This is a genomic window from Nonlabens sp. Asnod3-H03 (assembly GCF_045063665.1).
Lineage (GTDB): Bacteria > Bacteroidota > Bacteroidia > Flavobacteriales > Flavobacteriaceae > Nonlabens > Nonlabens ulvanivorans.
On the sequence record NZ_JBEFOD010000008.1, the window covers coordinates 1,369,089 to 1,384,880 of the forward strand.

Here is a 15,792-nt window from a genome sequence, read left to right on the forward strand (position 1 = left end):
TAATATTTTAAAAATAATAGGTCATCTTTATTATACAAGCTGACCTATTTTTATTTGATATATGAGTGTATGATTTTTTAAACAATAGAGTATTTAGTCATTTATTGATTTAAGATTATCAAACCACGTATTGTGTAAGCATAAACTAACACTCTGTTTTTAATTAAATTAGCAGTTGATATCTAGCAATATATCTCCTACAAGAATTCCGTTATGACAAATCATCAAGAGACAATCAAGCAATTGATTGAACAAATAGGAATACTCTCTAGAAAGCAAGAGGCTTTTAAGTATGAGATATTTGAGTTAAAAAATAAACTAGATCAATTACAATCTACTATTGATGCATCTGATAATGTTGAAAAAGCAACATTAGATCAAACCGATTATGTGGTTAAAAGTGAACCTATTGCGAGTGGACATAGGGAATGGATAGATTCCAAAGTCCATGATGAAGCGACAATAAAACAACCAAGTTTTCAACATCAGAAAAATCAAAATAGTAAAGTAACTCATAATACTCCTCAACAGTCTAAGAAGCTTTCACCATTTAGAAAATCTAATCTAGAAAAGTTTATAGGTGAAAACTTATTAAACAAAATAGGAATTCTAATATTAGTGATAGGGATAGGAATAGGAGCAAAATATTCAATTGAGAATGAATTAATAAGTCCTTTAACGCGTATTGTATTAGGTTATTTATCTGCTATCGGCTTATTAGGATTTGGGATTAAGTTAAAGAAGAAATACGAGTCTTACAGCGCAGTATTGGTAAGTGGCGCGATAGTTATTCTTTACTTTATTACCTTTTTTGCTTATAGTTTTTATGAATTAGTACCGCAGACGGTAGCATTTGCGATGATGGTTTTATTTACGGTATTTACTATAGTGGCATCTTTAAATTATAACCGCCAGATTATAGCACATCTAGGTTTAGTAGGTGCCTATGCAGTTCCATTTTTATTAAGTAATGATTCTGGTAGAGTACAAGTCTTGTTCAGCTATATCGCTATTATTAATATTGGGATTTTAATAATTGCCTTTAAAAAGTATTGGAAACCATTGTATTATTCGGCTTTTGGATTGACTTGGTTAATTTATCTATCATGGTTTGTGATGGACTATAGCAATGATTCTCACTTTATGCTTGCTTTAAGTTTCTTACTACTTTTTTATCTCACTTTTTATTTGACTTTCTTAGCTTATAAATTGGTCAAGAAAGAAGGATTTGCAGCTACTGATATCGTAATGCTTTTAATGAATTCGTTCATGTTTTATGGATTAGGTTATGCAATTCTTAATGATAACGCAATTGGCGAGGACTATCTAGGACTATTTACCTTAGGAAATGCTGTGATCCATTTTATAGTAGCTACTATCATTTATAAAAAGCAATTGAGTGATAGGAAGTTATTCTATCTAGCAACAGCACTAGTACTAGCATTTATATCGATTGCTATACCAGTACAACTAGATGGTAATTGGGTTACCTTATTATGGACAGCTCAAGCTGCATTATTGTTTTGGCTGGGTACATCAAAAAAGATTTCTATTTATGAAAAGCTATCTTACCCATTGATAGCACTTGCTTTCATAAGTTTGATACATGACTGGTCATATAATTATGATAGCTATTACCATCTAGAGGATAACTTAATAACACCATTGTTAAATACTAGTTTTCTAACTTCTATACTATTTACAACTGCAATCGGTTTTATAGTATTCTTACAACGTAAGGGTGATTTCATATCGTCATTAAAAGAAGGTAGCACTTGGTTAAAGATAGTGTCATATGCTGTTCCTATATTGTTTGTATTCAGTTTGTACTATTCTTTTAGGTTGGAGATAGAAGCTTATTGGAATCAGTTGTTTTCATTGTCAGAACTAGAGAATAAATCTATCAGTGATTATGTAGTTACCGTTAATGATTATAGTTTAAGGGATTTTAAAATAGTTTGGGTTATTAACTATACGCTACTATTTTTAGGTTTCATTGGGTATTTAAACTATAAAAAGATTAAAAACATAGTCCTAGAAAATTCAATCTTGGTACTGACAATTATAAGTGTTGTTGTATTTCTAACACAAGGATTATATGCATTAAGTGAACTAAGAGATGCTTATATAGAACCGTCCATCTACTATAATAGAGGTTCGTTTTATCTAATAATACGCTATATATCTTTTGCGTTTCTAGGTTTTTCAATGCTATCCTTATATCGTTACATTAAAAAAGATGATATTCATAAAGGCTTCAAGATTGCTTATGATGTTATTTTACACATAACAATAGTTTGGGTGGTGAGTAGTGAGTTGATTCATTGGTTAGACCTGGCAGGTGCACGAGATTCTTATAAATTAGGATTAAGTATTCTATGGGGTGTTTATTCTTTCCTTTTAATAGGTTTCGGTATTTTAAAGAATAAACCATATTTGAGAATAGGAGGAATGGCACTATTTGCAATTACCTTAATTAAGTTATTCTTTTATGATATAGCGCATTTAAATACTATATCAAAAACGATTGTTTTCGTTTCTCTAGGGATACTATTGCTAATTATCTCGTTCTTATACAATAAGAATAAGAATAAAATTAACTATACCAGCGATACAAAATCCGAGAAATCTATTGAAGAAACAAAGGAATTCATTGATGAATTTGACAACCAAAACGATATTTAAAATGTTTCATATAAAAATTAAATTGTGCGTTAGCTTTATACTATTGATAAGTTGGTGTGCTACTGCTCAAATACCAAATTATAATTATGAACGCTCTCTTAAAGGTATAAGTGATGATTGGCATAGCGTTACCATACCAGATAATGTTTTTGGTAAATTACAACCATCATTTCAAGATATACGCATTTATGGTATTAATGAAAAGATGGATACAATTGAGGTTCCTTATTATTTAAAGGTTAATAAAGATCATCTAGTTATAAAAGAACATAGTTGTCAGATCATCAACTCTTCTAAAACAGATGACGGGTATTTTTACACTATTAAGTTAAATCAACAATCAGATATAAGTGACATTAAACTTCTATTTGCAGACGCAAACTTTGACTGGAAAGTAAATTTAGAAGGTAGTCACGACCAGAAGCAATGGTTTAATATTCTAGAAAACTATAGAATTTTAGATATAGATAATACATCTACAGATTACAGTTATACCAACTTAAAGTTTCCAACCGCTAACTACCTGTACTATCGTATCGCAGTTAAGAGTGATAAGCAACCTACCTTAACGTCTGTCCATATATTTATGCAAAAACTGACAGATGGTATTTTAATAGATTATAAAGTAAAAGAAATAAAGACTTCACAAGACAAAAAAATGAAGTCCAGCGAGGTCGAATTTGAATTAGTAAATCCGGTACCGGTAAGTTCTATGAAGATAAATGTAAATGGTAGCAATGATTATTTTAGACCTATCAGTATGCGATATTTATTAGATAGTGTAAAAACGGAGAAAGGATATCTCTATAATTATACAACATTTAAAAGAGGAACATTAACATCTTTAGAAGATAATGAATTTGAATTTAATAGCACGATGGCTAAGAAATTTAAAATTGTGATTTCTAACGGTGATAATCAACCATTGGATATCAAATCTGTTGAGGTAAAAGGATTTAAATATGAATTGATTGCGAGATTTACAGAGTCTGCAGACTATAAACTTGTTTATGGAAATAAATCAGTTCATAAACCACAATATGATATTATTAATTTTAAAAACAATGTGCCAGTAAATATTAAAGCACTCACCGTAGGTAATGAGAATCAGATATCAAAGAAGAATGTTCAAAGCAAGACTTCATTATTTGATAATGAAATATGGCTTTGGTCCATCATGGGAATCGTTATTTTAATATTAGGCGGTTTTACTTATAAAATGTTGGGAAACACTGTTAAGGATTAATTCTTTTAGGAACCGCTTTCGCGAAAGCAAACCTTAAAGAACAGCACAGCTTTCAATAACTTCTTCAATAGTTAATTGTAGATGCTTAGGCAGCATATTATCCTTAGGAAGTACAGATAATTGACGGTCCTCATTACTATTAAATACCTGTTTTAATAATGGATGTGGATAGCCTAATGCCTGACATATCTCGCGTATCAAATCAATATGATGTATTAAATCCATACTGCCTAAATGAAAAACACCACGACGGCGCTTATTAATCAAATAGTGAATTTGCTGTGTTAATTTATTAATATGAGTAGCGTTAATAACTACATTTGGAAACACTTCAATAGCTTCCTTTTGTTCTAACTGTTGTTTCAAATCATCTACTCGTGGTGTGTTATTACCAAAAATCATAGGGATTCTACAAATCACATATTTAGATGGATGTAACCTCAATAAGGCGTTCTCTATTTTTATTTTAAATCTACCATAAACACTCTCAGAGAATGTTTTATCATACTCATAACTAGGGAAATTTGTAAAACGATCAAATACATTTGCGCTAGACATAAATATAATTCTAGAATCGTTTTTAAGAACCCAATCTATAAGTCTCATGTGCAAATGTACTTGCGAGTTAACATTACCACGCACTGCACTAACTATAAATTTAGGCTTTAGAGAATCTAAAAGACCATGAATATCTTCTAGTTCCATATCCAGCTGGTGGAAATGTTGATTCTTATCAAAGTCTTTGTGATCTGTTTTATATGTAGCATGGACATCATAATAGGGTGCAAGCTCTTTGTAGAGTGCATTACCTATAAAGCCACTACCTCCTAAAATAAGAATACGATTCAATTAATTACTTTTTATAAAATGGTAATTTAATAACGGTAGCAGGTACTAATTTCTTGCGTATTTGGATGTGAATTTTGCTTCCAGGTGTCGCAAATATCGGTGGTACATATCCCATACCTATACCTATTCCCATTGATGGAGACATGGTACCACTGGTTACAATCCCTAGGTCTTGTTGGTTACTATCTTTAATTTCATAACCTCCACGAGGTATAGCACGCTCATCCATTTCAAAAGCGATTAACTTCCTGTCAACTCCTTTCTCTTTGTGCTCTAGTAATTGTTCGTGATTCACAAACTCTTTTGTGAACTTAGTTACCCAACCTAGACCAGCCTCATATGGTGATGTTGTATCATCGATATCATTACCATATAAACAATAACCCATTTCTAGTCGCAGTGTATCACGAGCAGCAAGACCTATAGGTTTAATTCCAAAGTCTGCACCTGCTTCAAATGCCTTATTCCAGATTTGTTCTACTTCACTGTTCTTACAATAAATTTCAAAACCACCAGAACCAGTATAGCCAGTAGCACTAATAATGACATTCTCTATACCAGCAAATTCTGCCACTTCAAAATGATAAAATTTTATAGCGCTTAAGTCTACAGGTGTTAAGGACTGCATGGCCTCAACTGCTTTAGGACCTTGTATAGCAAGTAAAGAGTAATCGTCAGATAGATTTCTCATATCAGCTTCCATGGTATTATGATTTGTGATATGAGCCCAATCTTTATCTATGTTAGACGCATTAACAACTAGTAAATATTGATCTTCTTTGATTTTATATACAATCATGTCGTCAACGATACCACCAGTCTCGTTAGGTAAATATGCATATTGTGCTCTACCTACAGTAAGTTTGGACGCGTCATTTGAAGATACTTTCTGAACTAAATTAAAAGCTTCAGGACCAGATATCAAAAATTCGCCCATGTGAGAAACATCAAATACACCTACATTATCACGTACGGTCTGGTGTTCAATATTAACTCCTTCATATTGTACAGGCATATTAAAACCTGCAAAAGGAACCATTTTTGCGCCTAGCGCTTCGTGTACTCCTGTAAGTGCTGTATTTTTCATGAGGTGTTTTTTTCAGTGCAGCAAATGTATGGATTAAACCTTTTAATTTTAAAAAACATAGTCATAGAAAAATGTGAAATACTACCATAAGCATTAAAAGAATAGACACTCATTTGTTAAATTGCAAGCTGTTAAAACAAATACATTGAAAATACTAAGCGCACAACAGCTAGCAGAAGCTGATCAGTCTACCATAGATAAGAACCAGATCTCGAGCAATGATTTAATGGGGCATATCGCAAAACTTATATTTGATAAGATTCACCAGCGATTGCAGGGATCACCTGTGCCTATTAAAATATTTTGTGGTATAGGAAAAAATGGTGGTGATGGACTAGCTCTTGCGAGACAAATGATTCAACATGGTTATCATGTTACGACTTATGTGACCAATTGCAGTAAAAAGCGTGCGCCAGAATTTTTATATCATTATGATAAAATAAAAGAGGTTACTAAAGACTGGCCTATTTTACTTTCTTGTAAGGAAGATTTTCCTGATTTGCATCCACAGGATATAATAATAGATGCCATATTTGGAACTGGAATTAATAGACCTATCGATGGCTGGATGGCAGATCTAGTACATTATCTTAATAAAACGCCTGCCTTTAAACTTGCGATAGATATGCCTAGTGGCTTGTATGCAAACACACCACAAGATATAGCCACACCTATAATACAGGCACAGCACACATTCTCATTTGAGACACCTAAACTTAGTTTTTTCTTATCACAGACAGGTAAATTTACAGGTACTTTTGAGGTTGTTCAAATAGGACTTGATCCAGAGTACATGATGAAAGCAGCACCGCTGGCACAAATCATTACACCAGATGCTGCAAAAAGCATGTATAAGCCACGCGATAAATTTAGTCATAAGGGCGATTATGGGCATGTGCTCACAATGGCTGGTAGTAAAGGAAAAGTAGGCGCTGCAGTGCTTTCCAATAGTGCAGCATTGAACATGGGAGCTGGAAAAGTGACTGCATATATTCCTGCACATGCAAATGTCATTTTACAAAGTAGCTTACCAGAAATCATGACCATATCTAGTTTAGGTGAAGATTTCATTACTGATTTTGAGCATGATATAAAAGACATCACTTTATGTGTAGGTCCTGGATTAGGTACTGGTGATGATGTGAGTTCCGCTTTCGCGAAAGCGTTATCACAACAGTCTCTACCAGTAGTAATCGATGCAGACGGGTTAAACATTCTATCTGATAACTCTGATTATTGGAAATTAATTCCTAAAAACTCCATTTTAACACCACATGATGGTGAGTTAGAAAAACTGATAGGGCAGTGGAAGGATGACTATGATCGTTTAGAGAAAGCTAAAAAGCTATCAATAGATAAAGACGTTATTATAGTTCTTAAAGGAGCACACACTATAGTCGTATCTGGTAAGAATCTTTATATTAATGATACAGGTAATCCTGGAATGGCAACAGCAGGTAGTGGAGATGTTCTATCTGGTATAATAGTTGGCTTACTGGCTCAAAAATACGATGCACTTACGGCAGCTGTATTTGGGGTGTTTTTGCATGGTAGAGCTGGAGATATAGCTAGTCAAACCTATGCCCATGAAGGGTTAAAGGCAAGTATTATATCAAATTTTGTAGGTGCTGCAATACTAGATTTATTTAGACCAGAACCTCAACAACCGCAGCAACAATAAGAATTCTGTCTCGTTTAACTTTACTTTACTTATAATTGCATATCCATAAACAGCCCTATTAAATGGAACATCTTATATCGTCTAAGTTATTAACTCTAGAACAGTTATATAATATAGTAGAACAGCCAGTAAAATTAACCTTATCGATTGATGCTAAGGAACGTATTGATAAGTGCAGAAGTTATTTAGACGATCGTTTCAGTGGTGAAGATGCTGCTGCTACTTATGGTATTAATACAGGTTTTGGATCTTTATGTAATACGCACATAGGTCCTGGTGAACTGCAGCAATTACAGCATAATCTTTTGATGTCACACGCTTGTGGAACCGGTGATGAGGTTGCACAAGAAATCGTGCGAATGATGCTGTTTCTAAAAATTCAAAGTTTAAGTTATGGACATAGTGGAATTAGTAGAGCTGTAGTAGAACGTTTAATTGCATTTTTTAATAATGAGATTTATCCTGTGATATACGAGCAAGGATCGCTAGGTGCAAGTGGTGATCTTGCGCCTCTAGCACATCTTGCATTACCTTTAATAGGCAAAGGAGAAGTTTACTTTAAAGGAGAAAAAATTAATGCGGCGGTATTGAATGAAAAAATGGGATGGGAACCATTAAAGCTTCAATCTAAAGAAGGACTTGCACTGATTAACGGTACACAATTTATGTTAGCTTTTGCAGTGCATACTTTAATCCAATCTCATAAATTATGGTATTGGGCTCATGTCACAGGTGCTATGTCTGTTGATGCTTTTGATTGTAACCTATCTCCTTTTGATAAACGCATTCATCTTATAAGACCACATGCAGGACAATTGCGCAGTTCAGATTTGATACTTTCTTTATTAGAAGATAGTCAAATTGCGGTAGGCGAGAAGGTTAATGTTCAAGATCCATATAGCTTTAGATGTATACCGCAGGCGCATGGAGCAACATGGGATACCTTACAATTTGTAAAACGAACTGTATTAACTGAGGTGAATTCTGTGACGGATAATCCTAATATTTTTCCAGAATCAGAAGCGATTATTTCTGGCGGAAATTTTCATGGACAACCGTTAGCACTAGCTTTAGATTATCTGGGTATCGCCATGGCCGAAATTGCTAGCATTAGTGAGCGCAGAACCTTTCAGTTAATGAGTGGTACTAGAGGCTTACCTGCATTTTTAGTAAATAATCCTGGATTAAATAGTGGTATGATGATTTTACAATATACTGCTGCAAGTATCGTAAGCCAGAATAAACAATATGCTACACCAGCAAGTGTTGATAGTATAGTATCTTCAAACGGGCAAGAAGATCATGTAAGTATGGGAGCTAATGCCGCAACTAAAACAAACCGCATTATTAAAAATGTTCAATCTGTGCTTGCAATAGAACTATTAGCCGCTGCACAAGGTATTGAGGAACGTCACCCTAAAAAAACGTCTACCTTTTTAGAACATCTTAAATCTAGTTTAAGAGTGAGTGTTTCAACTTTGGATACTGATCGCGTCTTGCATGATGATATAGTAAAAGCTAAACAGATGATGGAGCATACTAAAATTGATGCTGATGTTATTTTTAATTAAGGGATAATCCAGTATTGATATCAATTACTCTCTGAGAAACTTCTTTGTTAGACCACACTATTGCTTCTTCAACATCTTGAAAAGCTAATAATTTACCAGGTTTAAAAAATTTACTTTCTAAACTAGCGGTACTACTACCTTGAAGTCTTTTTTCTACGATAGCAATACCGCACAAATTTTTAAATTTTGAATTATTAGTGTGAACTAATGGGTCAATGCTATAATCATTTTCCCTTAAACTGATATAAGAAAGTGGAAAGTCTAGACCGTAGTGTTCTATAGCTACTTGCACGAGTTCTTGATTTTTAGACATGTCAAAGTGAATCCCTTCTTTAATTTTACCTATAATAACTTCAGGATAAAATTGAAATTCACCAAACTGTAAATCAACTGTTTTCATAATTCTACTTTTAAAAAGCGTGCAAAACTACGTGTTTTTTATTATGCGCGCATAATAAAAATGTAATAAATTGATTAATTAATCCTTAATAGAAACAAAAATTTATGACTCAAACGTTGTAGTTCTATATCAATATTATACCATTTGTCTTTATTCGATTAAAAGCAATAACAGCTATCATGTAGAAATATCAAAATATGAATCTAGACGTTTCTATCTGTTGATGATAAGTTTGTTTTAGTTAAGTAAGTTTATTTTTTCGGTTTCAAGTCTTTTTAAAGCGATCTGATGATTAGCCCATAAAATGGCTTCTGTGACACTTAAGAATTTACAGAATTTACCAGGCTTAAAAAATATACTTTCTAGTTGTACCGTGCTTTTATTCATTAGATTTCTTTCTACAACCGCGATACTACAGAAATTTTCATATTTTGAATTATATCTATGGATCATTGGATCTAGACTGTAGTTTTTATCTCTTATACAGATAAAAGAGAAAGGTTTTAAAGTACCGTAAAACGTATCGATTAGATTATTAAATACTTTGTTTTTATAAACATCATAGTGAATCCCTTCATTCATTTTACCTATGATTATTTGAGAATGAAGTTCAAATACCCCAAAATTTAAATCAACTCTTTTCATATTGTGATTTTTATTAATCTAAAGATATGTAGGTAGAAGAATTTCTATAAAAGCGTTGTATCACATATTTAGTAATTCGATGAAATGACTTTATTAACTGATTAATAGTAGTTTACTGATAATTGATAGTTTTAATCCTCTAAAAGCCTCCATTATTTAAAGCCAAAAAAAACGTCTTAGTGATGACTAAGACGTTTTTTACATTGAAATTTAATAATTATTCAGATTCTATAGAATTATCTGTTGTAGATTCAGAAGTGGTTTCTGGTTTATCTGACTTTTTAGGTTTTTCTATTTTAATTTTGAGCTCATTAGACTTTTTATCTAAGTCCATAAATATAGAATCACCTTCTTGCAATTCACTATTTACAATAGCCTCTGCAAGGGCATCTTCAATATATTTTTGAATTGCTCGGTTAAGAGGTCTTGCTCCATATTGTTTATCAAAACCTTTATCTGCGATATAATCTTTTGCAGACTCACTCAAGGTTAAGTTATAGCCTAAACCTTTAATACGATCGAATAGCTTTACTAATTCGATATCAATTATCTTGTGTATATCGTCTCTCTCTAATGCATTGAATACAATTACATCATCAATCCTATTTAAGAACTCAGGTGCAAATGTCTTTTTCAAAGCACTTTCAATAACGCCACGTGCGTTATCGTCCTCAGCACTTTTGCGAGCAGCGGTACCAAATCCAACACCAGATCCAAAATCCTTTAATTTACGCGCACCTACATTAGAAGTCATGATGATAATCGTGTTTCTAAAGTCAATCTTGCGTCCTAAACTGTCTGTAAGATATCCGTCATCTAACACTTGAAGTAGCATGTTGAATACATCTGGATGTGCTTTTTCAATCTCATCTAGAAGTATAACCGCATAAGGTTTACGCCTTACTTTCTCTGTAAGTTGTCCACCTTCTTCATATCCAACGTATCCAGGAGGAGCACCTATAAGTCTAGATATCGCAAATTTCTCCATGTATTCACTCATGTCAATACGTATCAATGAGTTTGAAGAATCAAATAATTCACTTGCAATCACTTTTGCAAGTTGTGTTTTACCTACACCAGTCTGTCCTAAAAATATAAAAGAACCGATTGGTTTATTAGGATCCTTTAATCCAGCACGGTTACGCTGTATCGCTTTAACAACCTGTTTTACCGCTTTATCCTGTCCAATTACTCTATTTTTAATAGAATCTCCTAGATTAAACAGTTTTTTCATCTCCTTAGTAGCAATACGATTCACTGGTATACCGGTCATCATACTTACTACTTCAGCCACATTTTCTTCGGTAACAGTATCTTTATGAAGTTTTGATGTTTCTTCCCAAGTTTCTTGAGCTTCAGTAAGAGCTTTTTCTAATTTTTTCTCATCATCACGCAGCTTTGCAGCTTGTTCATATTTCTGTTTTTTAACTACTGCAGTCTTCTCTTCTTTTACTTCCTCTAGTTGTTTTTCAAGATCTAGAATTTGTTGTGGTACTTCTATATTTGTAATATGGATACGAGAACCAGCTTCATCAAGTGCGTCGATAGCCTTGTCTGGAAGAAAACGATCGGTCATATATCTATTTGTAAGCTTTACACAAGCTTCAATAGCACCATCGGTATACGACACATTATGGTGTTCTTCATATTTCTCTTTTATATTATTAAGTATAGTAATCGTTTCCTCTACACTTGTAGGTTCTACCATCACTTTTTGAAAACGTCTTTCTAAAGCGCCATCTTTTTCAATACTATTACGATATTCGTCTAGAGTAGTTGCTCCTATACATTGAATTTCGCCTCGAGCTAGTGCAGGCTTAAACATATTACTAGCATCTAGTGATCCGGCAGCACCACCAGCACCTACGATTGTATGAATTTCATCTATGAAAAGAATGATATCCTTATTCTTTTCTAATTCATTCATTACAGCTTTCATGCGCTCTTCAAACTGACCTCTGTATTTAGTTCCGGCAACCAGACTAGCTAGATCTAATGTTATTACCCTTTTATCATAAAGTATACGAGATACCTTACGCTCTACAATACGTAATGCTAGACCTTCTGCAATAGCACTTTTACCTACACCTGCTTCTCCTATTAGAAGTGGATTATTCTTTTTGCGACGACTTAAGATTTGAGAAACACGTTGTATTTCTTCCACACGTCCAACAACAGGATCTAGTTTACCGTCCTCGGCAGCTTTGGTTAAATCGCGTCCAAAATTGTCTAAAACAGGCGTTTTACTTTTCTTACCGCCTTTAGTGGAGCCGCTTTGAGAGAATAAGTTTTCTTTTTCTTCTCCCGGATTATCATCATTAGAATCATTGTCATCACTAAATGCTCCTTCTATAGGTTCTTCAGTATATCCGTCTTCTTGTGATAATAGTGTTTTAAACTCTTCTTTAACACTGTCATAATCAACTTTAAGCTTATTAAGTAATTTAGTTGTCGGATCATTCTCATTGCGCAAGATGCACAATAATAAATGAGCCGTGTTAATTGATGAGCTTTGAAATAATTTAGCTTCCAGAAACGTCGTTTTGAGAGCGCGTTCTGCTTGCCTTGTTAAATGTAAATTCTTTTTTTCATTTGCTGCTATGTGGGTATTAGGATTTGCTGGGCTCAGTATCTCAACCTTACGACGCAAATGATCTAAATCTACTGTTAAGTTATTCAATATATCGATGGCTTTGCCATCTCCATCTCTTAATAGACCTAGCATTAAATGTTCTGTTCCTATAAAATCGTGTCCTAACCTAAGCGCTTCTTCTTTGCTGTAGGCAATCACGTCCTTGACTCTTGGTGAAAAATTATCGTCCATATTGCTACTTTGAGTTAAATGTAATGAATTCTCTTAGTTCAATATGTATACCATTTTGTTAAATGATGATTTTAAAGAACACGCTTTCGCGAAAGCGTAGGACAAAACCCTTTAAAACACCGCAATAACCCAATTGTTAAACTTATCCACATTTAAGTTATTAGTATGTTAATAAAAAGAGTGGTTATGATGGTGTAAAGCCTGATTAAGACTAGGTTTTTCATTAAATTGCTTGCTTATTAAAAAAGTATTAATTAAACGTTTTTTAAATGGCAGATGGAGAAAAGTTAATCCCGATTAACATCGAGGATGAGATGAAATCAGCATACATCGATTACTCGATGTCAGTCATAGTGTCACGAGCACTGCCAGATGTGCGAGATGGATTAAAACCAGTACACAGGCGTGTTCTTTACGGTATGTATGAGCTAGGTGTATTGTCTAATAGAGGATATAAAAAGAGTGCGAGAATAGTAGGTGAAGTATTAGGTAAGTACCACCCACATGGTGATACGTCTGTTTACGACACTATGGTGCGTATGGCGCAAGATTGGTCACTACGATATATGCTTGTTGATGGTCAAGGTAACTTTGGTAGTGTTGATGGTGATCCACCAGCAGCTATGCGTTATACTGAGGCTAGAATGAGAAAAATATCTGAAGAAATTCTTGCAGATATAGATAAAGAAACTGTAGATACACAGCTCAATTTTGATGATACATTAAATGAGCCTACTGTAATGCCTACTAGAATCCCTAACTTATTAGTTAATGGAGCTTCTGGTATCGCTGTAGGTATGGCTACTAACATGCCGCCACACAACCTTACAGAAGTTATTGATGGAACTATTGCTTACATAGATAATAATGACATTGAGATCGATGAATTAATGACGCATGTAAAAGCTCCAGATTTTCCTACTGGTGGTATTATATATGGTTATGATGGTGTTAAGGATGCTATGCATACAGGAAGAGGACGTATTAAAATACGTGGTCGTGTGAGACTAGAAGAAGTAAAAGGTCGAGAATGTATCATCGTTGATGAATTACCATATCAGGTGAATAAAGCTGATATGATTAAGAAAACGGCAGATCTAATTAACGAGAAGAAATTAGAAGGTATCTCTATGATTAGAGATGAGTCTGACCGTAATGGAATGCGTATCGTTTATATTTTAAAACGTGATGCAATTCCTAATATTGTCATCAATAAATTATATAAGCATACGGCTTTACAATCTTCTTTTAGTGTTAATAATATTGCCCTTGTAAAAGGACGTCCACAACTTCTTAATGTAAAAGAGATGATTCACTATTTTGTGGAACATAGACACGAAGTAGTTGTAAGACGTACACAATTTGAATTGCGTAAAGCAGAAGAAAGAGCACACATTCTTGAAGGATTAATTATTGCTTCTGATAATATAGATGAAGTTATTGCTTTAATAAGAAGTAGTAAGAATGGAGAAGAGGCTCGCGAAAAACTAATTGAGCGCTTTGAGCTATCAGAAATTCAAGCTCGAGCAATTGTAGAAATGCGTTTAAGACAACTTACCGGTCTTGAACAGGATAAGTTACGTAATGAATACGAAGACTTAATGGCTACAATCACTGACTTAAAAGATATTCTTGCAAATAGAGATCGTCGTATGACGATTATTAAAGAAGAATTAATTGAAGTACAGGAAAAGTATGGAGATGAACGTCGTTCTCAAATAGAATATGCAGGTGGTGATTTATCCATAGAAGATATGATTGCTGATGAACAGGTTGTTATAACTATTTCTCATGCAGGATATATTAAAAGAACTCCTATTACTGAGTATAAAACTCAAAATAGAGGTGGAGTTGGGCAAAAAGCAAGTACAACACGTGATGAGGACTTCCTAGAGGATATTTTTGTAGGGACCAATCATCAATATATGTTGTTCTTCACAGAGAAAGGAAAGTGTTTCTGGATGAGAGTTTATGAAATTCCTGAAGGTAGTCGTACTTCTAAGGGTAGAGCGATTCAAAATTTAATAAATATTGAACAAGACGATAATGTAAAAGCTGTCATCTGTACTCAAGATATTAAAGATGAAGACTATATTAATAGTCATTATGTGATCATGTGTACTAAAAAAGGTGTGGTGAAGAAAACATCTTTAGAACAGTATTCCAGACCACGTACTAACGGTATTAATGCAATAACTATTCGTGAAGGAGATACTTTATTGGAGGCTAAGCTTACAACTGGTGATAGTCACGTGATGTTAGGTCTTAAAAGTGGTAAGGCTATCAGATTTGACGAAGCAAAAACACGTGCTATGGGTAGAAATGCTAGCGGTGTTAGAGGAATAAGACTTGCAGATGATAGTGATGAGGTAATCGGTATGGTTGCTGTAAATGATATGGATTCTAATATTTTAGTAGTATCCGAAAAAGGATATGGTAAAAGGTCTAGTCTAGATGATTATAGAGAAACCAATCGTGGAGGAAAAGGTGTGAAAACAATTTCTGTTACTGAAAAAACTGGAGGATTAGTAGCTCTTAAGAATGTAACGGACGATGATGGACTTATGATCATCAATAAGTCAGGAGTTGCTATACGTATTGATGTTAAAAACCTGAGAGTTATGGGACGTGCAACCCAAGGAGTGCGTTTAATTAATTTAAAAGGAAACGATTCAATTGCCGCTGTCGCGAAAGTTGCTCAGGAAGAAGACTCTGAAATCAATGAAGACGGTAGTGACGCTGATTTGAATAGTGATGGCACGACTGTTGTAAATGATGATAGCGAAGAATAAATTAAAAACATT

The 15,792-nt window shown here is 33.8% G+C and carries 10 protein-coding genes; 5 read left to right on the forward strand and 5 right to left on the reverse strand.

All coding sequences use genetic code 11. The features are described 5' to 3' along the window. Positions 1 to 213 precede the first annotated feature (213 nt). Together ACJJVI_RS09425 and ACJJVI_RS09430 are read left to right on the forward strand one after the other, a co-directional pair. Positions 214 to 2,685 carry a DUF2339 domain-containing protein gene (locus ACJJVI_RS09425; RefSeq protein WP_405351622.1) on the forward strand — a complete coding sequence of 824 codons (2,472 nt, stop codon included), beginning with the start codon at positions 214 to 216 and terminating at the stop codon, positions 2,683 to 2,685. A gap of 1 nt (position 2,686) precedes the next feature. After that, positions 2,687 to 3,931 (forward strand): DUF3999 family protein, encoded by a 1,245-nt coding sequence (locus ACJJVI_RS09430; protein ID WP_405351624.1) that lies wholly within the window; start codon positions 2,687 to 2,689, stop codon positions 3,929 to 3,931. Positions 3,932 to 3,964: 33 nt separating this feature from the next. On the opposite strand, the gene ACJJVI_RS09435 is transcribed toward ACJJVI_RS09430, so the two are convergent. After that, positions 3,965 to 4,780: a sugar nucleotide-binding protein gene (locus ACJJVI_RS09435; protein ID WP_042246893.1), complete on the reverse strand. Its 816-nt coding sequence runs from the start codon at positions 4,778 to 4,780 to the stop codon at positions 3,965 to 3,967. Positions 4,781 to 4,784: 4 nt separating this feature from the next. Continuing rightward, positions 4,785 to 5,867 carry a glycine cleavage system aminomethyltransferase GcvT gene (gcvT, locus tag ACJJVI_RS09440; RefSeq protein ID WP_405351625.1) on the reverse strand — a complete coding sequence of 361 codons (1,083 nt, stop codon included), beginning with the start codon at positions 5,865 to 5,867 and terminating at the stop codon, positions 4,785 to 4,787. A gap of 145 nt (positions 5,868 to 6,012) precedes the next feature. Here gcvT and ACJJVI_RS09445 point away from each other — a divergent pair, with 145 nt between their 5' ends. Continuing rightward, a complete protein-coding gene (locus ACJJVI_RS09445) occupies positions 6,013 to 7,548 on the forward strand; it encodes an NAD(P)H-hydrate dehydratase (RefSeq protein WP_405351626.1) in 1,536 nt (511 codons plus the stop codon). Between the two features lie 62 nt (positions 7,549 to 7,610). After that, on the forward strand, positions 7,611 to 9,119 hold the full coding sequence (gene hutH / locus ACJJVI_RS09450; protein WP_405351627.1) for a histidine ammonia-lyase: 1,509 nt from the start codon (positions 7,611 to 7,613) through the stop codon (positions 9,117 to 9,119). Here hutH and ACJJVI_RS09455 read toward each other — a convergent pair. From ACJJVI_RS09455 to ACJJVI_RS09465, 3 genes are all read right to left on the reverse strand, one after another. Continuing rightward, on the reverse strand, positions 9,112 to 9,519 hold the full coding sequence (locus ACJJVI_RS09455; RefSeq protein WP_036584880.1) for a hypothetical protein: 408 nt from the start codon (positions 9,517 to 9,519) through the stop codon (positions 9,112 to 9,114). The genes hutH and ACJJVI_RS09455 overlap by 8 nt on opposite strands. Before the next feature lie 237 nt (positions 9,520 to 9,756). Further along, positions 9,757 to 10,164, reverse strand: coding sequence for a hypothetical protein (locus ACJJVI_RS09460; RefSeq protein WP_042246899.1), 408 nt, complete (start codon positions 10,162 to 10,164; stop codon positions 9,757 to 9,759). 217 nt (positions 10,165 to 10,381) lie between these two features. Beyond that, on the reverse strand, positions 10,382 to 12,988 hold the full coding sequence (locus ACJJVI_RS09465; protein ID WP_036584883.1) for an ATP-dependent Clp protease ATP-binding subunit: 2,607 nt from the start codon (positions 12,986 to 12,988) through the stop codon (positions 10,382 to 10,384). Between the two features lie 269 nt (positions 12,989 to 13,257). Between ACJJVI_RS09465 and gyrA the strand changes: the two genes are divergently transcribed. Continuing rightward, positions 13,258 to 15,780 carry a DNA gyrase subunit A gene (gene gyrA / locus ACJJVI_RS09470; protein WP_036584884.1) on the forward strand — a complete coding sequence of 841 codons (2,523 nt, stop codon included), beginning with the start codon at positions 13,258 to 13,260 and terminating at the stop codon, positions 15,778 to 15,780. The last annotated feature ends 12 nt before the right edge of the window (positions 15,781 to 15,792 follow it).

Bases quoted from the DNA above. Each gene is read 5' to 3' on its own strand.
- gyrA (WP_036584884.1), top strand. From the start codon at position 13,258: ATGGCAGATGGAGAAAAGTTAATCCCGATTAACATCGAGGATGAGATG.
- gcvT (WP_405351625.1), bottom strand. From the start codon at position 5,867: ATGAAAAATACAGCACTTACAGGAGTACACGAAGCGCTAGGCGCAAAA.
- ACJJVI_RS09455 (WP_036584880.1), bottom strand. From the start codon at position 9,519: ATGAAAACAGTTGATTTACAGTTTGGTGAATTTCAATTTTATCCTGAA.
- ACJJVI_RS09430 (WP_405351624.1), top strand. From the start codon at position 2,687: ATGTTTCATATAAAAATTAAATTGTGCGTTAGCTTTATACTATTGATA.
- ACJJVI_RS09460 (WP_042246899.1), bottom strand. From the start codon at position 10,164: ATGAAAAGAGTTGATTTAAATTTTGGGGTATTTGAACTTCATTCTCAA.
- ACJJVI_RS09425 (WP_405351622.1), top strand. From the start codon at position 214: ATGACAAATCATCAAGAGACAATCAAGCAATTGATTGAACAAATAGGA.
- hutH (WP_405351627.1), top strand. From the start codon at position 7,611: ATGGAACATCTTATATCGTCTAAGTTATTAACTCTAGAACAGTTATAT.
- ACJJVI_RS09465 (WP_036584883.1), bottom strand. From the start codon at position 12,988: ATGGACGATAATTTTTCACCAAGAGTCAAGGACGTGATTGCCTACAGC.